At 59.3% G+C, this 15,560-nt stretch carries 12 protein-coding genes; 4 read left to right on the top strand and 8 right to left on the bottom strand.

Annotation, left to right across the window (positions count from 1 at the left end; translation table 11 throughout):
• Positions 1 to 227 precede the first annotated feature (227 nt).
• From infC to Enr13x_RS13620, 3 genes are all read right to left on the bottom strand, one after another.
• Positions 228 to 758: a translation initiation factor IF-3 gene (gene infC / locus Enr13x_RS13610; protein ID WP_145386816.1), complete on the bottom strand. Its 531-nt coding sequence runs from the start codon at positions 756 to 758 to the stop codon at positions 228 to 230.
• Positions 759 to 1,038: 280 nt separating this feature from the next.
• A complete protein-coding gene (locus tag Enr13x_RS13615; RefSeq protein ID WP_231744270.1) occupies positions 1,039 to 1,302 on the bottom strand; it encodes an RNA-binding S4 domain-containing protein in 264 nt (87 codons plus the stop codon).
• An 86-nt stretch (positions 1,303 to 1,388) separates the two neighbouring features.
• Positions 1,389 to 4,793: a hypothetical protein gene (locus Enr13x_RS13620; protein WP_145386818.1), complete on the bottom strand. Its 3,405-nt coding sequence runs from the start codon at positions 4,791 to 4,793 to the stop codon at positions 1,389 to 1,391.
• Positions 4,794 to 5,119: 326 nt separating this feature from the next.
• On the opposite strand from Enr13x_RS13620, the gene Enr13x_RS13625 reads away from it, so the two are divergent.
• Complete coding sequence (locus Enr13x_RS13625) at positions 5,120 to 6,169, top strand: transporter (RefSeq protein WP_145386820.1); 1,050 nt, start codon at positions 5,120 to 5,122, stop codon at positions 6,167 to 6,169.
• Between the two features lie 187 nt (positions 6,170 to 6,356).
• The gene (gene dusB / locus Enr13x_RS13630; protein WP_145386823.1) at positions 6,357 to 7,427 is read left to right on the top strand and encodes a tRNA dihydrouridine synthase DusB; all 1,071 of its coding nucleotides are present in this window, start codon (positions 6,357 to 6,359) and stop codon (positions 7,425 to 7,427) included.
• Here the strand turns inward: dusB and Enr13x_RS13635 are convergent.
• Both Enr13x_RS13635 and Enr13x_RS13640 read right to left on the bottom strand, forming a co-directional pair.
• Entirely contained in the window at positions 7,420 to 8,217 is a 798-nt protein-coding gene (locus Enr13x_RS13635; RefSeq protein WP_231744271.1) for an anti-sigma factor, read from the bottom strand. The two genes, dusB and Enr13x_RS13635, sit on opposite strands and share 8 nt — an antisense overlap.
• Positions 8,214 to 8,789, bottom strand: coding sequence for an RNA polymerase sigma factor (locus tag Enr13x_RS13640; RefSeq protein ID WP_145386824.1), 576 nt, complete (start codon positions 8,787 to 8,789; stop codon positions 8,214 to 8,216). Before Enr13x_RS13640 ends, Enr13x_RS13635 begins: the two co-directional genes overlap by 4 nt.
• 398 nt (positions 8,790 to 9,187) lie before the next feature.
• On the opposite strand from Enr13x_RS13640, the gene Enr13x_RS13645 reads away from it, so the two are divergent.
• A complete protein-coding gene (locus tag Enr13x_RS13645; protein ID WP_145386826.1) occupies positions 9,188 to 10,129 on the top strand; it encodes a DUF2092 domain-containing protein in 942 nt (313 codons plus the stop codon).
• 140 nt (positions 10,130 to 10,269) lie between these two features.
• Here Enr13x_RS13645 and Enr13x_RS13650 read toward each other — a convergent pair whose 3' ends face one another.
• The 3 genes from Enr13x_RS13650 to Enr13x_RS13660 form a co-directional block, all read right to left on the bottom strand.
• A complete protein-coding gene (locus Enr13x_RS13650; protein WP_231744272.1) occupies positions 10,270 to 12,993 on the bottom strand; it encodes a VWA domain-containing protein in 2,724 nt (907 codons plus the stop codon).
• A 69-nt stretch (positions 12,994 to 13,062) separates the two neighbouring features.
• Complete coding sequence (locus Enr13x_RS13655) at positions 13,063 to 14,406, bottom strand: polysaccharide biosynthesis/export family protein (RefSeq protein WP_145386830.1); 1,344 nt, start codon at positions 14,404 to 14,406, stop codon at positions 13,063 to 13,065.
• Between the two features lie 153 nt (positions 14,407 to 14,559).
• Positions 14,560 to 15,219: a hypothetical protein gene (locus tag Enr13x_RS13660; RefSeq protein ID WP_145386832.1), complete on the bottom strand. Its 660-nt coding sequence runs from the start codon at positions 15,217 to 15,219 to the stop codon at positions 14,560 to 14,562.
• Here Enr13x_RS13660 and Enr13x_RS13665 point away from each other — a divergent pair.
• Positions 15,219 to 15,464: a hypothetical protein gene (locus tag Enr13x_RS13665; RefSeq protein WP_145386833.1), complete on the top strand. Its 246-nt coding sequence runs from the start codon at positions 15,219 to 15,221 to the stop codon at positions 15,462 to 15,464. The two genes, Enr13x_RS13660 and Enr13x_RS13665, sit on opposite strands and share 1 nt — an antisense overlap.
• The last annotated feature ends 96 nt before the right edge of the window (positions 15,465 to 15,560 follow it).

A 15,560-nucleotide genomic window follows, 5' to 3' on the forward strand; every position in this document is an offset into this window, starting at 1 on the left:
CGGAACGGCGCGAGCCGTCCGGTTGCGCTTCAAAAAACACCGTGAAAGACCGGAGGGCTCGCGCCCTACCGCTAACAAAAACACCCCGCTTGGCGTCAAAGTAAGTGGCATTGGGCTCGCGCCCTGCCGCTACCACTTGGGCGTCGAACTGAAAATAGGGCTGGTCATTCCAGCGTCGACAGGCTGGAAGCCCATCCCACTTAACGCGCCGACGAGTTGCCCGTTGGTTAACGCGGCGCGATCATACAGATCATCCGACGACCGTGTTGCTGGGGCGAGGTTTCGACCTTGCCGACTTCGTCGAGCAATTCGATGACCTGCTCCATCACCTTGCGGCCTTCTTCGATGTGAGCCATTTCGCGTCCACGGAACAGCACACTGACTTGAACCTTGTCCTTGTGCTTCAAGAACTTTTCGGCGCGTCGAATTTTCGTTCGAATGTCTTCGTCGCCGGTTTTCGGCCGCAAGCGAATTTCTTTCGTCTTGGTGTGACTTTGATTGCGGTTCGTTTTTTTGTTCTTGTCGTATTTGTATTTGCCGTAATCCATGATTCGGCAAACTGGGGGTCGCTCATTGGGAGCGACTTCAACCAGATCCAGGCCGACATCACGTGCACGCTCGAGGGCGTCTTCGGTCGAAATCACTCCGAGTTGTTCGCCAGTCTCGCTGACAACTCGAATCGGACTGATTCGGATACTGGAATTGATGCGAACGGTATCGCGACTTTCTGGTTGGGGGTTTCGTCGTGCCAACGCCACTAAAAGTTTCTGCTCCTGCCGGTGGGCATTCCGGACATCAAATGAAAATGGCCTCGAGACCGGATCGGCGTTGAATCCGCCGAAGTGCCGGTCTTGGGGTTGAACCTCGAATCCCTGAAACGTCCAAGGATCACGGGTTCTCAACAGTAGGTCACCGAAGTGGACTACACCGAGAAGGGCGGAAAATTCGCCGCCGCCAGCTTTCTCAGCGTTGCGCAGTATCCAGCGACGGATCGGCGACAGTCAACAGTGAAACTGCCGGTTTCACCCAACTTTTCAGCTAACAATCGAAAAAGCTTTCGTCCAGCGTGATCCGCTGGCCCATGGTTTCGACCACATCGCCTAAAAACAGCTGTTTGCGCCGACGCGTTTCGATTTCCCCGTTGACGGTCACCTGGCCGTCTTGGATCCAGATTTTCGCCTGGCCGCCGGTCCCCACGCAACCGGCCCGTTTGAGCACGTCGTCGAGCCGCATCATCGGCCCTCGCGACGATTCCTCAGCCGAGGCAGGCCGTTTTTCGGGGTCGAGTGGGGCGTCATTCATCGGTTTTCAAACGTTGCGAGAAACTAAATGGGGTGCAAATCGAGCAGCAAAACAATCGACGTCCCCAGCGTCAAGGACCGCTTGCGTTACGCCGCCTTGCGATCGTCGTCGCCGTCCAGGTCTGCGATCGAACCGCGCTCGCGACGCAGTGTGCGGATCGTGGCCGTCTGGGCGTGGATCTCGTTTTGCAGCTCGCGAATCGTGGTCTGGGCATGCTCGTTGGCTTTCAAGCTGTCTTCATGTTCGCCACTGACGCGTTTGAGATGGCTGATCAGGTCCGCACTCTTGGCGGCAAGCATTTTGTTGGCCGCCCGCAATTCGTCCAGTTCGGCAAGTTGTGATTGCAGTTGCTTGACCACCGCGGTTTGTTGCTTCAAATCGGTCGAGGCCTGGCGCAGTTCCGCGATCGCCGCCTCGTGCTGGTTCGACTTCGTCTCCAGCCGTCGATTCAAATCCTCGACCGAGACGGCTTGGACCTCCAGCTCTTTGCCCAGCTTGGCGACATGGCTTTCCAAAACCTGATTGGCGGCGACCAGTTCGTCGCACTGCAAGTCGGCCTTGGACAGGCGGTCTCGCGTGATCGCGAGCTGTTTGTTGGTCGCTTCCAGCTCGGCGACGTCGTGCCGCAGCCGGAGCAACTCGTCGCGTTGTTCGGAAAAGGCCCGCGTCTGCAGATCGCTTTGCGTTTTCAACTCGATGACGTCGCGTTCTCGCATGTGCAGTTGCTTTTCCAGATCGACCACCGAACCGATGCGTCGATTCAAGTCCGCGATCACCGCTTCACGCTCACCGATCTGCATCGACAACGTCTCGACTTCGCGGGCCGACTTGGCAAGCTGTTCGTCTTTCACCTCCAGCTCCCCTTGCAGGGGCTTGATCTGTTGCAGTTCTTGTTGCAGCGATTCGATTTCGGATTGCTGACCCGTCGCGGTTTCGGCCAGTGCGGCCCGCTGGGCATCGGTTTCCTGCAACAGCAGTTGCGTCTCGGCAAATTGGTCCTGCAAGGAGTTGAGTTCGCGTTCTCGGTCACGCAATGTTTCGATCTCGCGATCTTGATCGCTCAAGCTTTCCCGCAGCCCGGCCTCGGTCCGTTCGAGTTCCGCCAACCGCTTGGTCAGCGTTTGCGTTTCTTCGGCAAGCGGCGTGATGGCCTGGCACCGCTCGGTCAGCTCGGTGATTTGGGCATCGCGTTCGCCAAGTTGTCCTGTCAGGTCATCGATGGTCGATCGACTGACCTGTAGGTCCTGTGCCAGCGTTTCGATTTGAGCTTCGAGGCCGCTGATGCGTTCACACTGCTCGGTCAGTTCGGTGAGTTCCGCGTCACGGTCGCGTAAGTTCGTCGCCATGTGGTCGAGCTTTTCGAGATTCGATTGCAGCTTGTCGGCGAGCGATTGGTTGTCGTTTTCCAGTGCCTCCATCAACTCCAGCTGTTTGGCGTGCTGGGCGACCGTCGATTCGCTGTCGTGTAGCTGGGCGGTCAGTTGTTCGATCGACGCGAGCGAGGATTCCAATCGTTCGGCGAGTGATTGTTTTTCGTTTTCCAGCTGTTCCATCTGCTCAAGCTGTTCGGAATGCTGTGCCAGCGTTTGATCGCTGTCGTGCAATTGTGCGGTCAGCTGTTCGATCGACGCGAGCGAGTCGATCAGTTTTTCAGAAAGCGATCCTTTCTCCGTTTCCAGGTCGCCCAAGATTTCCAGCTGGGCCGATTGTTCGGCGATCATCCGTTCGTGCTGGCGAAGCTGCGCTGCGGTTTCTTCGGCCGCTGCCTGAGCCGAAATCAGTTCGGCGGCCAGCGTCTGGTTGTCGTCTTGCAGTGCCTCCATGGCCTGCAACTGCTCGGTTTGTCGCGCGACCGTTCGTTCGCTTTCTTGCAGTTTTCCGGTCAACCGGTCGATCGTTCCGGCAGACTGGTCCAAGCTTTGTCGCAGCGACTGTTGTTCGCTTTCCAGGATGTCGATCACCTGCAGGCGTTCTTGCAGCTGCGTGACGATGTGTTCGTTTTCGTTCAGCTTGGTCGAAAGCTGCTCGATGGTTTCCCGGCCCGCGGCGAGTTCCGCATGCAGCGTTTTCGTTTCGTTTTCGAGCGGTAGAATCAGTTCGCACCGTTGGGACAGGTCGGCGATGGTGGTCGTCTTTTCGCTCAGTTTATCTTCCAGTTCGCTTCGAATGCCGCGTTCGTCTTCGACTTCGCTGGCGATGAATTCCAGTTCCGCGTCCTGCTCTTCGATGCGTTCTTGCAGTTCGGCGATCTGTTCAAGCTGTTCGGCTTGCGCGGCGAGTTTGTCTTCCAGTTTCAGTTTGATCTGTTTCAGCTCGTGCAACTCGGCGATCAATTCGCGGACTTCTTCTTGGGCATCGGCGCCTTCTTGCCGTGCCACTTTCAATTGATCGATTTCGCCGCGGAGGGATTCCACCAAGCGGTCTCGGTCTTGCAGTTCCGCCGTCCGGTCTTCCAGTTGGCATTCGACTTTGGTCAGCGCCGCGGTGGCGGTGGAGAGTTCGGTTTGCAGGGTTTCCAGTCCTTCGCACGCCGCCTCGGCCTCGGCGGCTCGGGATTCCAGTTCGGCGATCTGGTGTTGTTTTTCTTCGATCATGTCGGCCAGTCGCTCGTTCTGATCGGCGGTCCGTTCGGCCTGGTCCAGGGCGCTGGCGAGCTGCTGTTGCATCGTCTCGATGCTGGTCACGACGGACGCGTATTTCTGCGACGATTCGTCACGTTGCTGTTGCAATTCGTCGCGCTCGCGCTGCAGGGATTCAAACGCTTGATCGTGCTGCTGCGTGGACGATACGTGTTCGTCCAGCTGGGCCTGCACCGCGTCCAGTTTGTCTTGGGTCGCTTGGCGATACATTTCGCTTTCGGCCAGCTCGTTTTTCAGTCGAGCGATCAGGGCCTCGCGATCGGCGACGTCTGATTCGCTAGTCTCGCCCAGCCGTTCGACTTGTTCTTTCAAGTGCCGGATTTCGGCAAGCTGTGCTTCATTGGTTTTGGACAGCGATTCGATCAATGCGGTCTGTCGCCCCAGTTCATCACCGGCTTCCAGGGCCGCGGTTTCGTTGGCCGTGATTCGCAGCTCCGCGGCATGCTTGTCCGCCAGCGTCTGCTCGTGCTCCGCTTTCAATGCGTCATATTCGTCTCGCAACGCTTGCAACCGTTCTTCGGCGCGCTGCAAATCCTCGTTTTCGAGGGCCGCATTTTCGCGGGTCTGTTCGATCGATGCTTCCAGGGCTGCGTTTTCCTGGCGCAACGACGCGGCTTCCTCGCGCACCCGCTCCAGATCCCCGCGTTGCTCGTCCAAGGACCGCTGCAGCGAGAGTACCTCGCCGTGTTGGCTGGATGATTCGCCACCCGCCGCGGCAAGCTCGTCCTCCAGTTCGCGAATCCTGGCGTCCAAGCCGCTGGTGTCTCGGTACCAAAACAGATGCCCGAGAAACAGCCCTGCGGCGATGAAGATGAAAATCGAAACAACCGGTAAACCGAAGATCACGCCCATCAGTCGAATCCGTCCTGCGTCAATGGCTCACCGTTGCGACCGGGCTGTCTCAGTCTCGACAAACTCGGAAAAATACGGTGTTTTGCGAAGTTTGGCTCTCCAGTCCCTGGGAAGCCGGTGCCCGATTTTGGCACCACCCTAGCGGCTATAGCAAACGGTCCGCTGAGGAGTCGACCCGAGTTTGGCAAGATTCGGCAAGGCGGTCCACCTGGTCGGATGATACCGATTGCCGACACCCAAGCGGCGGAAATTGAAACTTGACCTGCGGCGAGTCGATGAGAAAAGCACCTTCCCTGACACGATTTTCCCAGCACGGATGCTTACTCATGACGGTGAAACCCCTTCATCTTCTCACGGCCGTTGCCTCGCTGTTTCTGACCACATCGATTTCAACGGCCGACCATCCCGGACGAAAATCGCTGGCCGACAAACATGGTCCGGCAGGAATCGCGGGCGATCATGTGCACGAAAAGGGCGAATGGATGGTCGAGTACAAGTACATGAACATGTACATGGAAGACAATCGGATCGGCGACCGGACCGTCAGCGATTCCGAGGCGATCGCGTTCGGTGCGACGAGCTCGCCGATGACCAACCGGATGGCGGCCCCGACGCAAATGACGATGGAGATGCACATGACCCACGTGATGTACGGTGCCACCGACAATGTGACGCTGTACACGATGCTGATGTTGCCCAGCTTGACCATGGACCACATCCGCGGTCCGATGAACCCGGCCGGCGCGGGAACCGAATTCACCACCCACAACAGCGGTTTCGGTGACACGGCCTTGGGCGCCTTGCTGCGTCTGTACAGCACCCAGCGCTGCGATTGGATTTTGAATCTGGGCGGGACCGTGCCCACCGGAGACATTTTTCGCACCTCGTCGACACCGACCGCTGGCATGATGTCACAAGCCCTGCCCTACCCGATGCGGCTGGGCAGCGGGACGTTCAACGCACGTCCCGGCATGACCGTGCGGTACTTCGCCGACGATTGGAGCTGGGGTGGGCAGGTGCAGTCCGATCTGCCGATGGGCAAGAACTATCGCGATTACCGTCTCGGTGCCGAAGTCCGCCTCAACACCTGGACCCAGTATCTGGTCTGCGACGCGTTCGCCCTGTCGCTGCGCGGGGAGCACGTCTGGCGTGACAACATTGATGGCGCCGATCCGCAGACACCCGACGCGGGGATCAGCACCAACGTCGAAAGTTTTCGCGGCGGATACTGGTACAACCTGGGCATCGGCGGCCAGTTGAATTGGAAAGGCAACTATCTGAACATGGAAATTGTGCCCACGTTGGCGCAAGATCTGGACGGAATCCAGTTGGAGACGGACTATTCGATCATTGCCAGTTGGTCGCGTGCGTTTTAGAGTGACGGGGAATCACCACCCGAGAAAGCACGAGTGCTTCGTCAACATTTAGATTTAGAGTACCGCGGAAAAGGGGTCAGGTACCAAAAATGCGAAGCACCCTACGGGCCATTTGGTTTTTGGTACCTGACCCCTTTTCCGCCCGACAATCGCAACCTCAAAATTGAATGTAGCCGAAGCACTCGCCATGTCACGCCCCTTCCCCCCACCCGCGTTTCGGATCGGCGATCTGGTCGTCGATCCGCCGATCCTGCAAGCCCCGATGGCGGGCTTTACCAACGCCGCATTCCGTCAGATGGTCCGTGAATATGGCGGCGCCGGATTGATCGCGACCGAAATGGTCAACGCCCGGGGCTTTGTCTGGATGGACGAAAACGAAGCCGAACATCCCGAGCGTCTGTGGGGTGTGGCTGAGGAACCCCGCCCCCTGGCCGTGCAGATCTGGGACAACGACCCGGAAACGATGGCCAAGGTCGGGCGGCGGCTGGTCGAGGAATACCAAGTCAGTGTCGTGGACATTAATTTCGGTTGCCCCGTCCGCCAGGTCACCGAGAAAGCACACAGCGGCAGCTATCTGTTGCGGACGCCGAACCGGATGTTCGAGATCATTTCCCAACTGGTCACCGCGTGCGCGCCGACGCCCGTGACCGCAAAAATCAGACTCGGCTGCAGCCCCGATTCGGTCAATTGCAACGAAGTCGCACGGGTGGTCGAAGAGGCCGGCGCGGCGGCGCTGACCGTTCACGGTCGCACCGCCAAGGACATGTTTCGCGGACACGCCGACTGGGACCGGATCAGCGAAATCAAGGCCCACCTGAAACACATTCCGTTGATCGGAAACGGCGACCTGGATACGCCCGAAAAAGTCGTTCACGCTTTCAAGCACTACGACGTCGACGGCGTCATGATCGCGCGGGCCTGCCTCGGTCGCCCCTGGCTGTTCTCACAAGCCGCCGCCGCACTCCGCGGCCAGCCGATTCCGCCGGAACCCAGTCTGCCAGAACAACGTCAATGCATGATGCATCACTACGATCTGGTCAAGGAACGCTTCGGCGAAGAAAAGGGCACGATCCTGATGCGGAAATACGCCTGCTGCTACGCCCAAGGAAAATACGGTGCACGGCATTTCCGCACCCATGTCGCGAACGTGTCCAGCGCCGACGAGTTTTACCAGGTCGTCGAAGAATACTTTCCGATGAAGACGAAAGAAGAAATCCGAGCCGAACGCGAAGCAGAACAGGCGGCAGGACTCAGTTGACCGCGGCCAGCAGCGGCAATCGCTCTTGGGTGCTGACGACCACGCCGCCGGGTTTTTCGATCGTGATCGCAAACGCCGCCGGCGAGATCACATTCAGCTTTGCGTCGATTTCGACGATCACCTCCCCGCTCTTGGTCACGTCGAACACGCCACCGTCGATCGGCTCATCATCACGCTGCGGATCGATGATCCATAATTGATACTGCTCCGCGGTCGGATCGTTGATCGGCATGTTCTCGAACCGCATGAACCCGGTTTGCGACTCGGAGTCCCAGACGACGTCGCCGATAACGGGCTGGTCGAACGGGGTTTTTCCCGGCGTCCAGTCGACTCGCAACAGCGAAGCGGATTGACGCAACATCGCCGCTCGCGCTTCTCGGACGTTGCGATCGGCCGCCCCTGGATCACGCTGCCAAAGCGTGATCGCCAGCAACACTGCCGCCGCGGCGCAAAACCACGCGACCCACTCCCGGGGCGAGACGCCTTTGGCAGCGACCGAGACGGTGGCCTCGGGACGTTGTCTTTCGGCGGATCGCGTCTCAATAATCCGACGACCTTCCGTGCGGATGCGATCGGCAACAACCTCGGGCATCGGATCGTCATCGAGCCCCATGGTCGCCAGCTGCACCGCGGCGGTTGCCATTTCCAATTCGTGAAGGATCTCCGCGGCGCGTTCGTCCCGACCCAAAACGGATTTCAATTGGTCGGCTTCGGCTTCGTTCAAGTCACCGAGGACGTAGCCGGCCATCAGCTCCAACTCCGTCGGGTCATTCAAGCTTGCGTTGCTCACGATGCAGCCTCCGGTGACAGGGGACGCTTCATGCACTCACGCAGTTGCAGAATGCCGCGCCGGGCATAGGACTTGACGGTCCCCAATGGCATGTTGAGCGCCGTCGCGATCGCCGATTGGGCTTCGCCCCGATCGATCGACCGTGTCAAAATTTGACGCTGGTTCTTCGATAGATGACGCATACAGCGGGCTGCCTTGGCGGCTTCGTCGGACAGTTCGACCTGATCAATCGGATCGCGATCGGCCATTTCAATTTCCGCAGCGCTGATGCTGACCACTTCCGGTTTGGATCCCTTGCGGCGATTGCGATCGATCAACCGGCGTCGGGCGATCATGGTGACAAACGTGGACTCGGCCGCCTTGGTCGGATCAAAGCGATCGGCGTTTCGCCACAAAGCGACAAAAATCTCCTGTGCCGCGTCTTCGGCATCACCGCTGACCCGGCAATAGCGATTGGCCAGTGACCAGACCAACCCTCCGTATTGCTTCAAACAATCATCGACCGCCCCAGAGTCCCCGGCGGCGATCCGCTGTAAGACGGAATTCGGTTCAGTGGTCTCGGACGAATCCATTGCAGATGAAACGGTGGAAGTCGATGGTTCCGATGGGCAAGCGGACGCGACGGGGGTTCGCCGCGCCGCGACCTCGATCGTCGGCGATGGCACCCGACACGCAACACTCTTATCTTCGCGGGCAGTCAACTGTCGGATGCACGCGCGAGCGAAAAAGATCGCAGGTACCCATGGCACGGACATGCGTTAAACGGGATTCAGCAACCGTTGGTGTCTAGCCTTCAGGCGATTCCCGGTCGCTGCTAAGCAGCGACAGTGGGCGGCGAACGCCTGCACACCAACGCTTCTGCCTGACCCCTTTTCCGCGGCACGCTACCCCTAAAAGTTGACGGAGCACTGGAAGCCGATCCCAATTGCGATCAAACTTGTCTGGGAAGCTATTCGGGGACATCGTCACGATGAAGCAGCCGAGCGGCGCTTCCCCCGCTGCCGACGCGTCTTGTGGCGGCATTCCCTCATCGCTTGTCCTGTTCCTCGTTTCCCACGGATCGATCATGTCGCGTTCGAAACGGTTGCGTGTCCTGTCGTGTGTCAGTTGGATGGTGTTGATGATGGCGGTCCGACCGACCTGCGGCCAGGATCAGAAAACGCCCGACGCGGAACCGGCGAAAGCCGCGGAGGCTGTCGCGCCGGCTGTCGCGGCGCTCCAGCCGCTGTTCCGTCAGCTCGTCCAAGCAAAATCGACTCGAGCGACCGTCGAATTGTCCGCCGACACGATCGTCGACGGAGCGGTCATCAACACGCAAACGTCGGTCTACCAAATCGCGACCCAAGTTCCCGATCAGTTCACCATCTACCTGAAAGACGAGCAGCAGCGGGTCCGGATTTTTTGTGATGGTGTCACCGCGACCATCGCGCTCTCCGAACGGGCATTCACGGTGCTGGAAAAACCGTTGGCGATGCAGCAGGCGGTTTTCGAATTGCCGCTGCCGATGGGACCGTACCCGGAACCCGTTCTGGCCCTGACCATGGCCGGCATCGATCCCGCGTTGTCGCTGACCACCGGCATGAAATCGGTCCGCTTGCTCGATCGCAATCAGTTTCGCGGCGAGACACCCGCGATTCATTTTCAAGGCATCCAAAAGGACGACGTCCGCTGGGATCTCTGGATCACGCAAGACGAGCGGCCTCAACCGTTGCGGTTGCGTGTCGATCTGACGGAGATGTTGCGAGCCAATGGCGGATTGGAATTGCCGCCGGGTTACCAATTCGCGTTGCGGTTCGATTTCAAAGTCTGGCGTATCGATCACCCCAACGCGGCATCACTGTTTCGCTACAAAAAGATCGAAGGCGCCAAGGAGTACGAGTCAGTCGAAGCGTATTTCGATGAAGCAAAGTGATCGGCGCAGCGGTTGCGGCTACGCGCCACGGTTTGGCAGTCAATGTGTTAGCGGAACGGCGCGAGCCGTCCGGTTGCAGGTTGGAAGACCGGAGGGCTCGCGCCCTGCCGCTAACAAGCAACACCCCGTTTGGCGACGCCTTACCTGGATAATTCGATCCGGCGCAGCGCGACGTCGGCCACGAAAATCGACATCGCGATCATCAACAACCAGGGCCACAGTGGCATTGGTTCGCGGGCCGTCGCGTCGATCCGCTCGGCGATCGATTCGGGCGTCGGATCAAAACGTCCGCCGCTGACCGTGGCTATCCGCTCCAGCGTCGACGTTGCGGTGGGCAGCAATCTCAATTCATCGCTGTAGCCGACCGAGATGCCTCGCGAGGATCGTTGCGTGGAACCGGATTGCCGCGTCTGTGCCAGATCCAAATGGTACGCGCCACGTCGGTCGGTCTTGATTTCGGCTTCGAAACGTCCCGGCGCGGTTTGGCGCATCGCCAGCTTTTGTCGCGCCAGACCGGGATCGATCATCGTCAACTCCGTCGTCGCGTTCTCGATGAACGCGCCGTTCTGGTCTACCGAATCGAGTGACACGAATGTCGTCTCCCCTTCTCGACGGACATCGACAAACACGCCGCGGTTGTCATCCTTGCGCATCGCGTGACGAATGATTTGCGCCCAAAACGGACCGAAATCCGGCCACGCCAGCCATTCACCCGCCCAGCGGTTCTTGGCATCACTGGTGAATGCCACGGACATGCCCAATCCGTAACGCCACCACGCCAACAAGGGGTCACCGGCTTCGCTGGCGAGAATAAATTCCGCGGTCGGTTTCGGACGCGTCACGACATAGCCGAGCAACAGCGGTGACAACTCCAGATCGATTCCCTCCAACACCGCGGTCGGACGGACCAGCTGCGCCGTAAAGGGCAACTCGTTGATCGCCGACTTGCTCGCTTCCACGGTTTCCTTGGCGAACACCTGCGGCACCGCGTCGGGCGAATCACAAAAGTAGTAACGCCCGCCACCGATCTGCGCCAATTCCTCCAGCAGATCTTCACTGGCACCTTGTCCGAGAGCGACGGTGGACAGCGTGATTCGATTGGCGGACATGTCCGAGGCGGCGCCTTGGAAATCGCCCGGTGAGGAAACGCCGTCGGTCATCAAGATCACGTGTTTCAGTTTCGCCGTCGCCCCACGCAAGGCGTCGAGGGCGTCGATCATGCCGGGGTACATGTTGGTGCCGCCGGACGCTTCGATGGTGCTGATCGCGTCGATGATTTGACCCTTGTCGGAGGTCGAGCGGAGTTCGGAAACGGTGTAGGCCGATCCGTCGAATGCGATCACGCCGATCGCATCGCGGGGCCCGAGCAATTCAACCGCAGCCCGCGCCGCGTCTTTGGCAAGCTCGATCTTTTGGCCGCCCATCGATCCGCTCTTATCGATCACCAGCATCATCGCCAGTGATGGTTTTTCGCGTTCCTTTTCGAAGTTACTACGGACCGGCAGAATCTCTTCGACCTGCGTTCGGTAGTAACCTCCCAAGCCGAACGACTGGTCGCCGCCGAGCATCACCAGCCCGCCGCCGAGTTCTTTCACGTAGATGCGGATCAAGTCCATTTGCCGCATCGACATCGCCGTCGCGGGAACGTTGGACAGCACCAGACACTCGTAGCCTTGAATTTCGGTCAGATCACTCGGGATGCCCTCGGGCGGTCGAACTTCCACGTCGATCGATTGTTCGTCCAGTGCCCAACGCAGCGAATCGGTTTGGTCCAGATCGGGATCGACCAGCAAGACACGCGGTCGTCCCTGGGCGTACACGACTGTTTCGGCCGCGTTGTTGTCCAGCAACGTGTCGTCAAACCCACGCAGTCGGGCGGCAAAGGATTCTTGTCGCTTGCCCAAGACGGTTTGTCGGAAGCGAAACGTGTTCTCGCCCTTCTTGATCTTCACCGGCTTGGGTTCCTCGTCGCCGATCTGAATGTCGCCGCGATACAGATCGATGTACCCTTCGGTGTCACGATTGCTGCTGACGATCACTTCGACAAAAAACGGTTGCCCTTGACGGACTTGGGTCGGCGCGTCGACGCGCGTCAATTGGACTTCGGGGTCGCTGCGTGATGGCAAGGGCACGGTCCAGATCGGCACACCGCCCTCGGCTGCCGCGGCGATCACGTCGCCCCCACCGGTCGCGTTTCCATCGGACAGCAACACGACCCGGCGAACCCGAGACGGCGGCATCGAAGCGATCGCGGTCCGCACGGCCGCTTCCAGATCGGTCCCGCGACGAGCCGGATCAGGGTCCGCACCATCATTCTGCTGCGCGTCAGTCTGCTGCTCATCAGTCGGCTGCGCGTCCGCGTCTTGTCCCGGTGATGTGGCTTCCGCGTGACTGTCGTCGGTGTTTGCAGCCGCGTCAGTGGTCGCGGTGGCGTCGTCCGCCGCGTCGTCGGATTCCGCGACGGAATCGTGTTCTTCTGGTCCTTCAGTCGGCTCGCTCCCGACCGTCCACTCGTCCCGCAAACTCCTCGGCTCGCGATCAAACTCCAAAAAACGAACGTCGACATCGGCCTGCTCGGCGGCCTGGATCGCCTGAGCGAGAAAGGTATTGGTTTGATCGCGCGCCGCCTGGTCGATGCTCTCGCTGCGGTCGATCGCGAACACGACCATTTGTCGATCGGTTTCCCGCATCAACACCGGCCCGGCCAACGCCGCGGCCAACAGTCCCAGCACGACGATTCGCAACGCCAGCGAGACGCGTTTTTGCCAAACCGGAAAGTCACTCAAGGAGCGGAGGTGATACCAAATCAAAAACGGCACTGCCGGAATCAACAGGTACAACCAAGTGAAATCAGACCACTGCACGGAAACGTTTCCCCGGAGCGAAAGAGGGTGTCGCGACCGCGTCAACTATAGCAGTTTTCTGACCTCGGGTTAGTCTTGGAACAGTTCGCGAATCCCGAAGGTGAAGAAAGTTCCGATTCCAAAATTCACGAGTTCTTCCTGGGGTTTGTACCGCAGGATCAGGGTGTCGCCGGGTTGGACCAGGATGTTCTCTCGCGAGTTGTTCATCGCGACCTGCAAGTCGACGGCAATGTTGTAAGTCCGTCCGCAAGGCAGCTTGCGAATGATGTACAACTGTGTGGGGCTGGCCCCGCCGATGCCTTGGATGAGTCCGCCACCGCCACCGCCACGCGTATTGGACGACACGATTCCCTGGCCGGCCAATGCAATCGCTCCCAACACGTCCAGGTCGTAATCTCGCGGCAGCGGAAACTGGCCTCCGCCGAGCAGCCCGCCGGTGTAGAACAATTCGGTCTCTCTGGATTCGACCATCACGATGTCGCCGGTTTGCAGCGTTACGTCCGAGGGACGGATATGCGGCATCTGTCCGGGGTAATAGCGCAACGGGATCCGGATGATGAATTGCTTTTCCAGTAGCTGGTTGTCGTAGGCAATGCAATTCGCATCGGTTGCAAAAACTTCGTGATCGAAGTGCAGTCCCTGCGGATGCGATCCCGCACCACAAGGTTGCGCCAGCAGTTGGCTCATCAATTCATTGCGCCGTTCGGCGGGGATTTGAGAGGTCTTGTAGATTACGACTTCGTTGCGTTCATTGAATCCGGGTAGTCCGCCGGACTCCATCAATGCATTGAGCACGTCGTTGCGTCGCTCGGGCAAATCGATCGTGTAGCCGGCGGCCGTGCCATCGGATCCGACCGCGGTCTGTGCGTTGAAGCGGATCACGGTTACCGTATGAGACCGGCGTTGCATCAACGACACCACGGGATAATTCACTCCCGGCGGCAGGATTTCTTCGTCCCGGTAGCGTCGTGAGATCTCGTCGCGTGCCTGTTCGAGTGTCAAACCACTGACATTGAACGGAGCCAGCAACGGTAACGTGACCAGGCCACCTTCCTGCACCGGAATCGGATACCCGATGGACGGTTTCAAGAACGACTGGTCCGAAGGCATGTTGACCGGCGGAGGCGTCGGGGGGCTGTTGGGGGCCGAAAACGGCAGCACGCCATCGATGTAGACGCTCAAAATGTCGCCTTCCCCCAACAAGTATTTCTCTTCGTGGGGACGGGCGAGCAACACCACCGGAACCGGGACCTGTTCGCTTTTCGGCACCCCCAACAATGCATCGGGCAAGTCAAAAACAGGGATCCCCGTGACCGGCGAGAGAACCGACGTGCACCCGGTGTTGAGGATGGCCAGCAATGCGCAAAGGGAAAGCGACCAAAGTGTCACGAATTGACGAATGTTGCGGTCCATTTTTGGCATCCTTGCCGAAACGGGATTCTGAAGAAAATGCTCGAACATTAACGACGCGGCATCCGGCGGGATGCGGCGTCGATTTTTATATTTGTCGCCGTCGTTACGCCTGCGAGTGGAATCCGTTCCGCTCCAAGCTCGACCACCGCGCGTTTACAGGAACTCGGGGTTTGCCGCAGGGAGTTCATCGGGGATCGGAAGCGGCTCAACTTCTATTTCAGCCGCCGGTTCTGGAGCCGTTTCCGTTGCGTCTTGGGGAATCAGTTCGTAGGATTCTGGCAGGTCGTGCGGAACGTCATGGGCGACGGGGCTGCAGGAACACATCGCCATCGCCAAATCGGGGTTCAAGGGCGCAAGACGCCAGCGATCGACACCCCGTACGACCGCGTCGGCGTGACCGAAACTGTATCCCTGGTACCAAGGCACGGCCGCCGGATAGGTTTGGTGAATCGCGTCCCCGCTCAACAGTCGCCGGGTAGGCACCGGTGGCGGACATTGCCCCATCCCCATCGCTGTTTCCACGTACGCCGCGATGTATCCCGATTTGACATCGTCAGCGCAGGGAGACGACGCGTATTGGCTTTGGTAGTTCTGTTCCCAGACCTGACGCGCTTGTTTGGTCGCCCGCATCTTGATCGACGTGCGCTTCGTCATCGCCCCGTAGGGCTGCCATGTCGATCGAATCGCATCTGCCACACAACCCGCGCTGCAAAGGATCGCGACGATCGCAATGATGCCACCGCAGTCGATGGTCATTGAACGCGAACCGAACCGTTTGGATCGGACCGGAAGCTGTTGTTTCCTCTCGTGCATTGCGTCACTCCATTGTCGCGCACTTCACCGTGACCGGAATCGTCGACCCGCGTCACAACGTCCAGGGACTCACATCCTTGTTCATCCCATCGCCTCCGCCGCATCCCCGCTGGGCACATTGCGTTCGTCGCGATGTGCTTGCGCCGGTGCGCGTGCACGCTTGGGCGCGTGCGGAAGGCTATGGAGGTAATCGGCCGATTCTGGCGATGATCCGTCTGATTTCGTCGCGGCCGAACCAACCCTGACAGCCGGTACAAGCCGAATGCGAACGTTCCTGCAACTCGGTCCGGAAAGCGTCGAAACGGGACAACCGCAAACGTCAACCGGATCGTCACATCCGT

The sequence above is a fragment of the Stieleria neptunia genome (genome assembly GCF_007754155.1).
Taxonomy (GTDB): Bacteria; Planctomycetota; Planctomycetia; order Pirellulales; family Pirellulaceae; genus Stieleria; species Stieleria neptunia.